Consider the following 12645-nt stretch of genomic DNA (forward strand, 5'->3'; position numbering starts at 1 on the left):
TGCGTGGCGTGGTGGCTCTGCGGCAAGATGTCGTGCCATGAGTACGGAGACGGAGCCCCGCTGGCGGCGGCTCGAACCGGATCAGCGCCGCGAGCAGATCCTCGACTGCGCGATCAGGTTGTTCGGGGAGCGGCCTTACGCCGAGGTGTCGACCACTGACATCGCGCGCGAGGCCGGGGTCGCGAGAGGATTGATCAACCACTACTTCGGGTCGAAGCGCGGGCTCTATCTTGAGGTGGTTCGACGCATGGTGACGGTGCCGGTCGCGGACCGCTCCGCCGTGCCGGACGGCTCGCTCGCCGAGCGGGTCGAGTTCAGCGTGGACTGGCTGCTCGACGTCATCAGCGCGCGCGGCAAGACGTGGGTTGCGGTGCTTGGTACGGAAGGCGTCGGCAACGACCCCGAGGTTGAGCGGATTCTCGCCGAGGCGGATGAGATGGCCGCGGAGAACCTGGTGCGCACCGTCGGAATGCGCGACGTCGAGCCAGCCGGTGCCGAACTACGGGCGATCGTGCGGGCGTTCGGCGGCATGGTGAAGGCGGCGGGTCGAGAGTGGATCACCCACGGCACGTTGACGCGCGAACAGGTGCAGCTGGTGCTGACCGAGCAGTTGACGGCATTGCTCGGGGAGACGTTCCCGCACTTGCAGCGGTTGTAGCGAACTCGACGTCGATGGTTCGGTTGGGCGTCACATGCGCCATGCGGCGAGCAGTTCTTCGGCGTTGAAGCTGGCGTCGAGGCCGCGACATGACGTGCCGCACCGGGTGAGTGCAGGTGGCCTGAACCAACGGAGGAACGATCATCGACAGGTGTGTCGGCGGGTGCGACGGTAATCACCATGGCCGAGACGCAAAAGCTGACGTTCCCCGGTTCGCAGGGCGAGCTGGCCGGACGCATCGAGTTGCCCGCGGACACGCCGCGCGCATGGGCGTTGTTCGCGCACTGCTTCACCTGCGGCGCGGACATCGCCGCGGCCACGCGGATCTCGCGGGCGCTGGCCGAGGCGGGTGTGGCGGTGCTGCGGTTCGACTTCACCGGCTTGGGGCATTCCGGCGGCGAGTTCGCGAACGCGACGTTCTCGTCGAACATCGATGATCTTGTTTCTGCCGCCGATCATCTGCGTTCGCAGTACGCGGCTCCGACGATTCTGATCGGGCACTCACTGGGCGGGGCGGCGGTCCTTGCGGCGGCGGAGCGCATCCCGGAGACGAAGGCGGTCGCGACCCTAGGCGCACCTGCCGATCCGGCGCACGTGACCAAACTATTCGCCGCGCGCAAGGAGCACATCGAGGCCGAGGGCGAGGCCGACGTCTGCCTGGCGGGAAGGACGTTCCGCATCAAACGGCAGTTCCTCGACGACATTGCCGCGCAGCCGCAGGCGGAGCGCATCGCGAATCTGCGGGCCGCGCTGTTGGTCATGCACTCGCCGATCGACGAGCTGGTGTCGGTGGACAACGCGCGCCAGATCTTCGAGGCCGCGCGGCATCCGAAGTCGTTCGTCGCAGTCGATGGCGCGAAGCATCTGCTCACCCGACCCGGTGACGCCCGGTTCGTCGCGTCGGTGCTAGCCGCGTGGGCCGCGCGGTACGCGTTCGACCCTGAAGAGCCCGAGGAGCCCGCGGACGAGGGCGGTGTCGAGGTCAGCGAGAGCCACGTCGGCAGCTATGGCCAGCGCATCAAGGCTGGCGGGCACGCACTCACCGCGGACGAGCCCGCCCCCACCGGCGCTGACAGCGGGCCATCACCGTACGACCTGCTGCTCGCCGCGCTCGGCGCGTGCACGTCGATGACCGTTCGGATGTACGCCGACCGTAAGCGATGGCCGCTCGACGACGTCCACGTCGCGCTGCGTCACGCCAAGATCCACGCCGAGGACTGCGAGCACTGCGAAACCAAGACCGGCATGATCGACCACATCGAACGGCGGATCACGCTCACCGGGACGCTGGACGACGAGCAGCGCGCGAAGCTGCTGGAGATCGCGGACAAGTGCCCGGTGCACCGGACGCTGCACTCCGAGGTTGACGTCGAGACGTCAGAGATTCGAGGGTAATCAGCCGACGCGGGTTTCCTGCCCGGCGAGCTTCGCCGACAGGGGCGTCACCGGGAACGACCGGAGACCGCGCTTGAGCTCCGCGAAGCCAGGCCAGCGAGCCAGCGTCGTGATGGCATCCCATAGTTTGCCCGCATCCTCACCCTCGGGCGCCTTATCGATCACTGGGCCGAAGAACGCCGGGCCGTCTGGCGGGTCGAACGAAAGGATGGGCGTGCCGACGTCGCCGCCGGCCCGGTCAACTGCTTCCTGCGTCTCGGCGCGCAGCTGTTCATCGAGGCTGTCGTCGTCGGCAGCGGCCGCGAACTGGGACGGGAAGCCAGCATCGACCAGGATGGCGCCAAGATCGCGCCGCTGGCCGGTCTCGGCGAGAATGCCCTCGAACGTCTGGCCGTTGGACGACGGCGTGTTCCACACGGAGCCGCCCAGCGCCCGGTACAGATCACCAAGCGCCTCCGGTCCACGCGCGTCGCGCACCGCGGCGACGACACGCAGCATCTCCAGTCCGCGCTGGTGCGCGTCCGGATAGCCTTCTGGTTTACCTTCGTAGCCGATTGGCTCGTTGAGCAGCCGCAGTGAGAGTGGTCGCCAGGTCACCGTCAGCGGGCGAACCCGCATCACGTTGCGGACCCACTCCGAGGTAACCCAGCAGAACGGGCAAACAGGGTCGAAGAAGAACTCGATGTCGGAATCGGACACGTGCATCCCTCTCATGGTGTTAGGACCACCTTCGAGTAGCCCTCTTCGCGGCGGTCGAAGCGCTCGTATGCTTCCGGGGCCTCATCCAATGGTGCACGCTTGGACACGACGAAGCTCGGTTTGGCGCGCTCGGCGATGATCAGATCACGCAACTGGCGGTTGTACGCCTTGACGTTCGCCTGGCCGCTGCCCATGCTCAGGCCCTTCTCGAAGTAGGTGCCGATGTCGATCAGTAGACGTCCCTTGGCGGCTTCTTCGCTTGGCGCGCCGGGGTCCTCCGGTAGGTAGAGGCCGACCACGCCGAGACGTCCAGTCGGGCGAACGGTCGCTATGAGATTGTTGAGCACGATCGCGGGCTGTTCCTCGCCCTCGGCGACGGTCGCCTGGTAGCCGACGGCGTCGATGCCCTTGTCCGTGCCGCCGCTTGTGCGGTCGACGATCTGCTCCGGCGCGCTACCTTGAGTGAAGTCGATCGGCTCCGCCCCGATCTGCTCGGCCAGGTCGAGCCGGTCCTGCACCTTGTCAACGACGAACACCCGCGATGCGCCGCGCAACATCGCTGAGTACGCGGCCATCAGCCCGACCGGGCCGGCGCCGTAGACGGCAACCGTTTCGCCTGGCGAGACATCTGCCAGTTCGGTGGCGTGGTAGCCGGTGGGGAAGATGTCGGCGAGCATCGCGAAGTCGTCCTCGTGCTCGGTGCCCTGCGGCAGCGGCAGGCAGTTGAAGTCCGCGAACGGCACGCGGAGGTATTCAGCCTGGCCGCCGTCGTACGGGCCCATACCGACGTAGCCGTAGGCACCGCCCGCGCCGCCGGGGTTGACGGTCAAGCAGAACGCCGTGTCGCCCGCGAGGCAGTTGCGACAGAACCCGCAGGCGACGTTGAACGGCATGCTGACGCGGTCGCCCTCGGCCAGGCTGGTGACACCCTGGCCGACCTCCTCGATAACGCCCATGTTCTCGTGCCCGAACACGATGCCAGGCTCCGCGACTGTGCGGCCCTCATACATGTGTAGGTCAGAGCCGCAGATCGCGGACGTCGTGATCCGCACGATGACGTCGGTGGGCTGCTCGATGCGCGGATCGCGGACGTCCTTCACCGCGACGTCGTGCGGGCCTTCGTACACCACTGCCTTCATGCTCAGCTCCATCGGTGTCGGGGAGGTCTGTTGCCAATTGGCTACCCGGGAGCGGGCGGTTTGACGCATGAGGGAGGAACGGTTCCGTGAGATGTCGACACGCGCAGCTCACGCCCAGCCGAGCGTGCCGAACGTGCTGCCTGCTCGGTAACCGCGGATGCCTGCCGCTGGGTACTCGATCAGCCCGTCCGGCAGGTCTTCCAGCGGGAACCAGTCGAGCTCCGAGCACTTCTCGGGCTCGCGGTTTACGGGCTCACCATGCCAACGCCGGGTCTCGAAGAACAGCCCGAGACGCGGTTCCCGGCCGGGGCCGGTTACGTGCAGCGTGTGCACCAGCCGCAGGTCGCCGGGGTCGACCCGCACACCGATCTCCTCGTCGGCCTCCCGCACCACCGCGTGGAGCACGGACTCGCCCGCGTCCAGTTTTCCCGCTGGCAGGTGCCAGCGGCCGTCAAACGTGGGATCGGGGTCGCGGCGTTTGGACAGCAGCACACGATCCCGGTCGATGAGCAGGAGGTGGACGTCGATCAGGTGCCGATCGGGCATGGGCAGCAGCGTACAGCCGCACTCACCGCCGCTCGGCGATCAACAACGCGTACCCGATCACCCCGTCGTCGATGGCTTGCTTGGCCAGCGAGCAGTAGCGCAGCACGGCATCGACGTCGACGCCAGCATCGGCCAGCCGCTTCCCTGCCGTCATCCGGAGCATCCGCACCCGCGCGTCGATCTGCTCGACCATCCGCGCGATGGCGTTGTCGTGCCGCTCGGTGTGCGTCACCGCCAGCCCGGCCTCACCGACGATCCGGCTGTATTCGGCCACCGGTCGCGCGTCGGCGATACACGCGACCCATGCGGCTAACGTGCTGAGTTCGTCGGGTAGCCCAGTGTCGGTGATCGTGACGTCGGTGATGCCGACCCTGCCACCCGGTCGCAGTACGCGCGCGAACTCGGCCGCCGCGGTGGCCTTGTCCGGGAAGGTGCAGAACGCGCACTCGCACACCAGCGCGTCAAACGTGGCATCGGGTAGCGGGATGCGTTCCGCGTCGCCGAGGTGGAACCGGACGCGCTCCGACAGTCCCGCTTCCGCCGCGGCTAAACGAGCGGTGGCCACAGTGGCCTCACCTAGGTCCACACCGTCCACGTCGACGCCGAATTCGGACGCGAGTAGCTTCGCGGTCGCGCCTGGTCCGGCCGCGACGTCCATAACGGACTCGCCAGACCGTAACCCAAGCCGATCCGCGAGCCGCCGGGTCAGCGTGAGCCCACCCGGGTGGTACGACTCGCCGAGCACCAGCGCTACGGCGTCGCTGCCGTAACTGGCCGCGCAGCACGCCTTGGTTTCGTCGGTGCTGGCTACAGCGGTCTCGGTCCCGCTGGTCGCGTGCCCTGTTTCCGTCATCGTCCGTCGTTCCTCTCGCTACGCGCGCCGTCCCGGTCTAGCGCGACCTTCGACCCGTACGGCGAGTCCTCCACGACCTCGCGCAGCGGGATCGCGTTCGGTACGACATCCGCGACCTTCACCCCGGACATTTGCTCCCGCACCTGCTCGCGGTACCCGACCGAGTTGTACGCGCAGAACGGGATGAGCCGCCCGTCCGGCGTGATCTCCTCGACGCAGCACTTCATCAGCTGCTTCACGTTCAGCGTGTACGGATCGAGGAAGTCCTGCACCACGATCATGAACGCCCGATCAGTCAGCTCCGCCATGGCTTCGGGCAGGTTCACCCCGCAGGCGTCCGCGCAGTCGAGTGCCTCGGCCGTCACACGCAGCCGGTCCTCGGTGACGTCGGTGCCCATGAACGCCGACGCGCTCCACAGCTTCTCTAGCGCCTCGCGGATCGCGTAGTCCGGTACCACCCGGTTCGACACGTAGTCCAGGTAGTCCTCCACCCGCAACATCCTGGGGATCGGAAGTACCCCGAAATCCGGCTCGTCCGGCGTGCCCTCGGTAACCAGGTACGTGATCGAGCGACACGTCGGGAAGCAGCACGGCACCGGGAAGAAGTCGTCCGTGCGGAACCACTCTGGCCGCTGCTCCACCAGCAGCTTGATCACATCGGGATTGGTCAGCCGCGTCATCGGGTCGAACTCGACGTGCCTGCCCGAGTGCGTCACCGGCTGGAACGCCACCGACCGCACGGCCGGATGCGACAAGCCGAACTCGACGATGTCGCCGATCTCATGCTCGTTAAGCCCGCGCTCGATCGCGGCGACCAGTGTCACCGTCAGCCCAGCGTTGGCGCAGTTGTCCAGCGCGCGGCGTTTGATCTCGCGGAGGTCCTTGCCGCGAATCTCGCGGTGGGTGCGCTCGTCGAAACCATCGAACTGGAGGTAGATGTTGACCGACCGGCCCTCGACGTCGTTGCGTTCGCCCAGCGCGGCCACGAACCGGGTGTCCGAGGCCAGCCGAATTCCGTTGGTGTTGAGGTTGACGGTGCGGATCGGCCGCCGCTGTGCCAGGTCGATGAACTCCAGGATCTGCTTGTGGATCGTCGGCTCACCGCCGGAGAACATCACGACCTCGGCCTCGCCCTCCGACTCCACGAAGACGTCCAGCATCCGCTCACACTGCTCACGGGTGATCGAGTAGCCGTCCGGTTGATGCCCGGAATCGGCGAAACAGATTGGGCAGTCCAAGTTGCAGCCGGTGTTGACCTCGATAATCCCGAGGCAGGTGTGCTGTTTGTGTTCTGGACACAATCCGCAGTCCGACGGGCAGCCCTCGTTGACCTCGGTCTGGAACGTCAGCGGCAGCGTGCCTGGCTTGTTGAACCGGGACGACGCCAGGTACTGCTCGGCGTCGCCATAGGTCAGCGCCTCGAACCAGCCATGCTCGCGACATCGTTTCCGCAGGTAGACCTTGTCGTCGCGGATGTTGACCTGCGCGTCTACCGGCACCTTGCACACCGGGCAGATGGACTTGGTGAACTCCACGAACACCTCGTCGCGGTCCTGCTTCTGCCTACCGGATTGACCGTTGCCTGTCACATGTCCTCCGCTCGCCAACGTCGTTCAGCGACAAGAGGAGCACAAACACGGCCGGTCAAACCTTAGAATTGTCGTCTCGCGGACAGTGGCGTGCACGAAAGGCTTCAGACCCACGCCCAATCATCGGGCTTCCAGGTGGTTCGCGTTGTGGCCGCTGTCCCGTCGAATACGGGGCGCCAGAACCGCTCCAACGCACGGAAGGCGCCGTCCAGATCGTCCCACCGCAGCGGATATTCAGTCGTGAAGCCGTGCCATGGTCCAGCCCAGTCGGTCGGCGGCGCGACGAGTACTGGCGGCCACGATGTGGTTCGAACCTCGAAGGTATCGTTGGTGGTTCTCGTAAGAACGTCGCCATGAGGCAAAGCGACTTCATCTGCGATTACCAGCATGTCGAACAGGTCTTTCGCCCGGCTACTGCGTTCGTCGTCGTAGGTCCGGGTATACGCATGCAGCTTCTCCGCCAATTGCTGCGCTGGCGTGACCATGGGAATTGTCAACGGCGCTGCACCGGTGAAGTCGAACGGATTGCGCCGCACGGTGACTAGTTCGATGGGACGCCGATCGTCGGGACTGAGCACGTTGACATCCAGACTGAGTTGCTCGAACACCCGCCCATCGAGGGTCGCGGTCACCGGGTATCGCAGCGCGCCTTCGTCACCCTCGCCCTGCAAGGGACGCGCGTCGCCAACGTTGAATGTGAACCAGTCGCAAACGTCGGCATCTTCTATGTCGGTAAGTGCATCTTCCAGATCATCGAGACTCGCGCGCCAGTTCGCATCGGCGTCTTTGGTGCCGCGTACATGCGCGCCGACCCGTGCGATCAGCGCAAGCCCACCCTTGAGTGCCCAAGCGGTGGGCGCGACGTCGCTCAGCCGAACCAGCAGTCGGTTGAACGCGGCTTCCTTGCGGAGGCGGTTCAGCGGTATCCTGGACTTCTGCGCCTCAGTACGCAAACGCTGTTCCAACGCGCGGCGAAACGCGGCCGCATCCCGGTACCGGTCGCGAGCGTGCATTTACTCCCCTGCAAGGACGTCTACGATAGCCGGTGCGAGAGCGGGCCGTTCGCGTGCCAGCTTACGAATCTGACGCCGTGTGAGCGCACCGCGCTCCATCGCTTCCGCAACAGCTTGCCGTACCACAGTGGGTTCGCTCGTAACGGCGACGTCGGCCAGCGTCCGGCTCAGCGTGGTCACGGGAACACTATCGTGGACTTCTCGGTCCATCGCTTCCAACGGCGCATGATGTACGACCACGCCTCGCTGCCGACCGCGGAACGGCCGAGGCACGGTCACATGGATGTTCGCGGGCATCGCATCCGAGATGCCATGTACGACGAGCGCTGTCTCGTGGCTGGCGGCGCTGTCGCTTCCTGCCCACAGGCAGGCCGCTACGACGTCCTCATTCCGATGTCCGGGAAACCGTCGCAGGCGATAGATGCCGTAACGGACGCGTTCGAGGTCGCCGCTCCGTACGCGTCCGGACAGCGTGCGCCGGGACACTCCTGCGGCAACGGCTTGCGCGGCGGAGAAGTACCCGGCTTGTCCCTCCGCGAGTTCGTAGAGGGTTGGCATCGTCTCAGACATCAACATTACCTGTTCGGTAACCTTTAGGCGTTGGTAGGCGGATATCGCGCGTAAATATTACCAGGCAAGTAACGTTCGTGCGAGTTGCGCATACGCGGTCAACCAAACGAAAAAGCCCTCGACCTGCTGAACAGCAAGCCGAGGGCAGTGGCGGTAGCGGTGGGATTTGAACCCACGGAGGGTTGCCCCTCACTCGCTTTCGAGGCGAGCTCCTTCGGCCGCTCGGACACGCTACCGCCGACTAGGCTACCGGACGGGCGCAGCCGGACCGAGCATGGGGGTGGGGCCTTATCGGTGTTCACGGTGTGCCTGGAAGAACTCGTCAAGCAGGGCGGTGCACTCGTCGGCCAGCACCCCGGCGAGCACCTCGGGGCGGTGGTTGAGCCGCCGATCGCGGACGACGTCCCACAGTGAGCCGACCGCGCCGGTCTTCGGCTCCCACGTGCCGAAGACCACCCGCGCGACCCGCGCGAGCACGATGGCTCCAGCACACATCGTGCACGGCTCCACTGTCACAGCCAGTGTGCAGCCCTCCAACCGCCAGCCGTCGCCGTGGCGCACCGCCGCTTCCCGGAGCGCGAGGATCTCGGCGTGCGCGGTCGGGTCGCCGGTTGCCTCCCTGGCATTGTGCGCGCGGGATAACTCGCTGCCGTCCGGGGCGAAGATCACCGCCCCGATGGGCACGTCGGCGCCGTCGAACGCGGCCCGCGCCTCGGACAGCGCGGCGCGCATCGCCGTCACGGGTTCCACGGACCCCACGATGATTAGAGCCGGTCGAGCAGATCGTCGAACTGGTCCCCGAACCCGCAGCGCCGCGCGATCATGCGCAGCTGTTCGTCCGGGTAGAGCTCGATATCGCTGGCGATCATCTCTAGTTCCTCGGACGGCAACCCGAGGTCGGACATCATGCCGAGGTCGCCCTCCGCCCAGGTCTCGTCATCATCCTCGTCCGGCATCTCCGCCCGGAGCATGTCGAGTACATCCGCCGCGATGTCGTAGTCCAGCGCGGCGGCGGCGTCCGACAAGACCAGCTCGGTGCCGCTCGGCGCGAGTCTGATGAGCACGAAGAACTCGTCGTCGACGCACAGCAGTGCCACGACGGCACCCGTCGTGACGATCTTGCCGAGCTCCGTGATCGCCGCATCGAGATCAGTCAGCGCGTTGGGGTCAAGCTCACTGCATCGCCAGCCGCCGTTCTCGAGCACAGCGGCCACCGCGAATCCCGGTCCCGACTTCTGCACCGTCATTCACACACGGTATTCCGAGGGATGCGGTCCTGACCACTCGAATCGATGAGAGACTGTCCGCGTGCGAGATCTGTGCGTGATCGGCCTTGGGCTGATCGGTGGTTCGCTGCTCCGCGCGGCCACCCAAACTGGCAGGACGGCCTGGGGTGCGACGGAGTCGAGCGCCGACGCCGACGCCGCCCGCACCGACGGCTTCGACATCGAGCCCGCCGTCGAGGCGGCGCTGCGTCGCGCGGCGGAGCGCGACGCCATGGTGGTGCTCGCCGTACCGCTGACCGCGGCCGAGTCGGTGCTGCGCACCGTTGCTGAGCTGGCGCCACACTGCCTGCTCACCGATGTCACGAGCGTCAAGCAGCCGATCGCCGAGCTCGCCGCGCGGATCGCGCCACAGTCGACCTTCGTCGGCGGCCATCCCATGGCGGGTACCACTCGATCAGGCTGGCAGGCGGGTGATGCCCAGCTGTTCGCCAAGGCGGCCTGGGTCGTGTGCGTCGACGAGGACACCGATCTCACGAGCTGGGCGGAAGTCGCCACGCTCGCCATCGACGTCGGCGCCGAGGTCGTGCCGACGTCCTCCGAGCTGCACGACGAGGCGGTCGCGCGCATCTCGCACCTCCCGCACCTGCTCGCCGCCGTGCTCGCGCATGTGGGGGCCGAGGACGGGCCGCTGCCGCTGTCGCTGGCGGCGGGGTCCTTCTCCGACGGGACACGGGTCGCCGCGACCCGCCCGGAACTGACCCGAGCGATGGCGGAGGGCAACCGGGCGGCGCTGCTGCCGGTGCTGGACTCGGCGCTCGGGATGCTCGGCGCCGCACGCGGTGCGCTGGCCTCCACCGGCTCGTTGGGCGCGACGATCAACGCTGGCTACGAGGCCACCCGTGCCCGTGCCACCCAGGCCGGATCGCCGCGCTCGCCGGTGCGCGTCGACCTCACCGCTGCCGACGCGCCGGAAGCGCTGCTCGCTCTCGGTGCGCAGGGCGGGCGTATCACGGAGCTGAGTGACGACGTCGCTGTCGGTGCGCTGCCTATGCTCGACGACGATCACGGGCAGCAGTAGGGCGGGCGCCGTTCGACGCCCGCCCTATGGTGAGGTCACTGCTTACTGGTTGCCGCCTTCCTGGACGTCGCCGCCACCACCGAGGAAGTCCTTCGCCTTGTCCGCGGCGTTGTCGATGGTGTCAGCGTGGTCACCGAACTTGTCCTTGGCGAACTCGGCGGCCTTGTCGACGCCGCCCTCCAGCTTCTCGCCGTGCTCGTTCATGGCGTCCTTGGCCTTGTTGCTCAGGTCGTTCAGGTCCATATCGCATCCTCCTTGACTGTCCCCCTGCCGGATAGCGGGGTGCTGCGGCAGGCCCTCGTTCCTGCCTGCGTTGCGTAACCGCACGACTACTCCAACCCGAGCGCGCGCTGTTCGCAACACGATGGGCGAGACTGGCCGGGGGATATACCCGGTCTGGTGACGTCCGCCGGTGGTGTGGTCTCCGCTATACGTGCACCGATGACGGCAACGTCAGTGGTCGGGCCGCGACCGCCACGCCGCTCGCAGCAAACCAGCGGTGACATCGCGGCGCAGCACGGCCAGTCGATGGGGCGGGATGCGTCCGGGCTCGTAGTCGTCTAGCAGGTCGACAAGGCGTCGCAGGGTCGCGTGCCATCGCTGAGCGGCTCCGTGAGTGAGCTCGATGGTCGGCGAGAAACGCACGGGACGTCGCGGGGGTAGTGTCACGGAGCGTTCCTGCGCGCGGAGAAGGTGTCGCGCCTCGTTCTCGACGCACTCGCGCGAGAGATGGAGCCAGATGGCGGCGGCATCGGTTGACCAGCGTTGCTCCGTCTTCGCCCTGGGATCGATGATCGCCGCGTGTTCGGTGTCAGCGACGACGTTGTCCTCGCCGGAGCCGATGGTGATTTCCCCAGCGAGAGGGGCGGTGACGAGATACCGGGCGAGGAGTGGTTCCGTCTCCAGTGCGACGGGCCCGCCCCACGCGATCGCGCTGAGTTGCACGCCGTCGCCAATGTCCACATGACGCATGTCCGCCTGGAAGCGTTCCGGGGAAAGCGAGATGATGCTACAAATTCGGACGTTGTTTATGATTTCGTCATCGTAGTCCATATCGGACGAATTCGGAACGTCGCGTTTCGCCATCAGCCGCTCCGATAGGTAGCTGTCGGAGCGATGGTGGCTCGTGGGCGTGGGATCAGCATGGTCATGACCATCGCGGTTCCCTCTTGCTGGATGCGGGGGCCTAGTCAAGTCGGAATCGACAACGTGTGTTGCCGTGCCGTGGATAGCGATTGTCGGCGGCCCCTAGTATAAGCGCTCGCGAATAAAAGACAAAGCGTTCGCGTCATTCACTAAAACATGTTCCATCGTGGCCTCGCGGGTGCGTGGTTTTCAGGCAGTGCCTCCGGGCGTGACCCGGGGTAACGACATAGGCTGTCGCGAAGCGAAGTGATCACCGAGGAGGTAGCCATGCCAGCGGAGTCGTTTACCTTTGAAGTCAGCCGGACGAGCGATGCCGACGCCGCGACGTTGTTCGCACTGGTGAGCGACGGCGCGCGCTGGTCGGAGTGGGCTAAGCCGTTGATCGCGAGTTCGTCACTGGTCAAGCCGGGTGCCGATGCGCCGAACGGTGTTGGTTCGATTCGCAAGTTGGGTGCGGGACCGGTCGGTGTGAAGGAGGAGACGACGGCGTATGAGCAGGACCGGTTGCATGCCTACAAGCTGCTGACGCCTGGTCCGGTGAGCAACTACCGCGCCGAGGTGCGCCTTGAGCCCCGCGCGGGCGGCGGTACCAATCTGACCTGGCACGGGACCTTCGACGAAAAGATCCCCGGCACCGGCAAGTTCGCGCGGCGCGGCCTCGCGAAGTTCATCGGTGCCGTCGCCGACAAGGCGATCAAGGCCGCCGAGCGGAGGTAGCGCGACTCGCCCGTGC

15 protein-coding genes and 1 tRNA gene are annotated in these 12645 nt (G+C 66.5%); 4 read left to right on the forward strand and 12 right to left on the reverse strand.

The genetic code is table 11. The features are described 5' to 3' along the window. The first annotated feature begins 37 nt into the window (after nucleotides 1–37). Nucleotides 38–658 (forward strand): TetR/AcrR family transcriptional regulator, encoded by a 621-nt coding sequence (locus ACFQGD_RS02560; protein ID WP_345406837.1) that lies wholly within the window; start codon nucleotides 38–40, stop codon nucleotides 656–658. 180 nt (nucleotides 659–838) lie between these two features. After that, the gene (locus ACFQGD_RS02565) at nucleotides 839–2053 is read left to right on the forward strand and encodes a bifunctional alpha/beta hydrolase/OsmC family protein (protein ID WP_345406840.1); all 1215 of its coding nucleotides are present in this window, start codon (nucleotides 839–841) and stop codon (nucleotides 2051–2053) included. Here ACFQGD_RS02565 and ACFQGD_RS02570 read toward each other — a convergent pair whose 3' ends face one another. The 10 genes from ACFQGD_RS02570 to ACFQGD_RS02615 all read right to left on the reverse strand — a co-directional run bounded on the left by ACFQGD_RS02570 (nucleotide 2054) and on the right by ACFQGD_RS02615 (nucleotide 9709). After that, nucleotides 2054–2767, reverse strand: coding sequence for a DsbA family protein (locus ACFQGD_RS02570; RefSeq protein WP_345406843.1), 714 nt, complete (start codon nucleotides 2765–2767; stop codon nucleotides 2054–2056). Then, complete coding sequence (locus tag ACFQGD_RS02575; protein ID WP_345406846.1) at nucleotides 2764–3891, reverse strand: glutathione-independent formaldehyde dehydrogenase; 1128 nt, start codon at nucleotides 3889–3891, stop codon at nucleotides 2764–2766. Before ACFQGD_RS02575 ends, ACFQGD_RS02570 begins: the two co-directional genes overlap by 4 nt. Before the next feature lie 108 nt (nucleotides 3892–3999). After that, nucleotides 4000–4437: an NUDIX hydrolase gene (locus ACFQGD_RS02580; RefSeq protein WP_345406849.1), complete on the reverse strand. Its 438-nt coding sequence runs from the start codon at nucleotides 4435–4437 to the stop codon at nucleotides 4000–4002. 22 nt (nucleotides 4438–4459) lie between these two features. Further along, on the reverse strand, nucleotides 4460–5290 hold the full coding sequence (locus ACFQGD_RS02585; RefSeq protein WP_345406852.1) for a class I SAM-dependent methyltransferase: 831 nt from the start codon (nucleotides 5288–5290) through the stop codon (nucleotides 4460–4462). Then, nucleotides 5287–6879, reverse strand: a complete 1593-nt coding sequence (locus ACFQGD_RS02590) for a radical SAM protein (protein ID WP_345406855.1) — start codon at nucleotides 6877–6879, stop codon at nucleotides 5287–5289. Before ACFQGD_RS02590 ends, ACFQGD_RS02585 begins: the two co-directional genes overlap by 4 nt. A 104-nt stretch (nucleotides 6880–6983) precedes the next feature. Beyond that, nucleotides 6984–7892 carry a nucleotidyl transferase AbiEii/AbiGii toxin family protein gene (locus ACFQGD_RS02595; protein WP_345406859.1) on the reverse strand — a complete coding sequence of 303 codons (909 nt, stop codon included), beginning with the start codon at nucleotides 7890–7892 and terminating at the stop codon, nucleotides 6984–6986. Further along, complete coding sequence (locus tag ACFQGD_RS02600; protein ID WP_345406862.1) at nucleotides 7893–8462, reverse strand: type IV toxin-antitoxin system AbiEi family antitoxin domain-containing protein; 570 nt, start codon at nucleotides 8460–8462, stop codon at nucleotides 7893–7895. 148 nt (nucleotides 8463–8610) lie between these two features. Next, a tRNA-Ser gene (locus tag ACFQGD_RS02605) sits at nucleotides 8611–8698 on the reverse strand. Nucleotides 8699–8750: 52 nt separating this feature from the next. Then, nucleotides 8751–9194, reverse strand: a complete 444-nt coding sequence (locus ACFQGD_RS02610; RefSeq protein ID WP_345407535.1) for a nucleoside deaminase — start codon at nucleotides 9192–9194, stop codon at nucleotides 8751–8753. Nucleotides 9195–9226: 32 nt separating this feature from the next. Next, on the reverse strand, nucleotides 9227–9709 hold the full coding sequence (locus ACFQGD_RS02615) for a tRNA adenosine deaminase-associated protein (protein WP_345406865.1): 483 nt from the start codon (nucleotides 9707–9709) through the stop codon (nucleotides 9227–9229). A 61-nt stretch (nucleotides 9710–9770) separates the two neighbouring features. Here ACFQGD_RS02615 and ACFQGD_RS02620 point away from each other — a divergent pair, with 61 nt between their 5' ends. Then, the gene (locus ACFQGD_RS02620; RefSeq protein WP_345406868.1) at nucleotides 9771–10766 is read left to right on the forward strand and encodes a prephenate dehydrogenase; all 996 of its coding nucleotides are present in this window, start codon (nucleotides 9771–9773) and stop codon (nucleotides 10764–10766) included. A gap of 42 nt (nucleotides 10767–10808) precedes the next feature. On the opposite strand, the gene ACFQGD_RS02625 is transcribed toward ACFQGD_RS02620, so the two are convergent. After that, nucleotides 10809–11009, reverse strand: coding sequence for an antitoxin (locus tag ACFQGD_RS02625; protein ID WP_345406871.1), 201 nt, complete (start codon nucleotides 11007–11009; stop codon nucleotides 10809–10811). A 210-nt stretch (nucleotides 11010–11219) separates the two neighbouring features. Beyond that, on the reverse strand, nucleotides 11220–11852 hold the full coding sequence (locus ACFQGD_RS02630; protein ID WP_345406874.1) for a cupin domain-containing protein: 633 nt from the start codon (nucleotides 11850–11852) through the stop codon (nucleotides 11220–11222). Nucleotides 11853–12179: 327 nt separating this feature from the next. On the opposite strand from ACFQGD_RS02630, the gene ACFQGD_RS02635 reads away from it, so the two are divergent. Further along, nucleotides 12180–12629, forward strand: a complete 450-nt coding sequence (locus tag ACFQGD_RS02635) for an SRPBCC family protein (RefSeq protein WP_345406877.1) — start codon at nucleotides 12180–12182, stop codon at nucleotides 12627–12629. The last annotated feature ends 16 nt before the right edge of the window (nucleotides 12630–12645 follow it).

Origin of the sequence: Haloechinothrix salitolerans (genome assembly GCF_042662605.1) — a bacterium.
Taxonomy (GTDB): domain Bacteria; phylum Actinomycetota; class Actinomycetes; order Mycobacteriales; family Pseudonocardiaceae; genus Haloechinothrix_A; species Haloechinothrix_A salitolerans.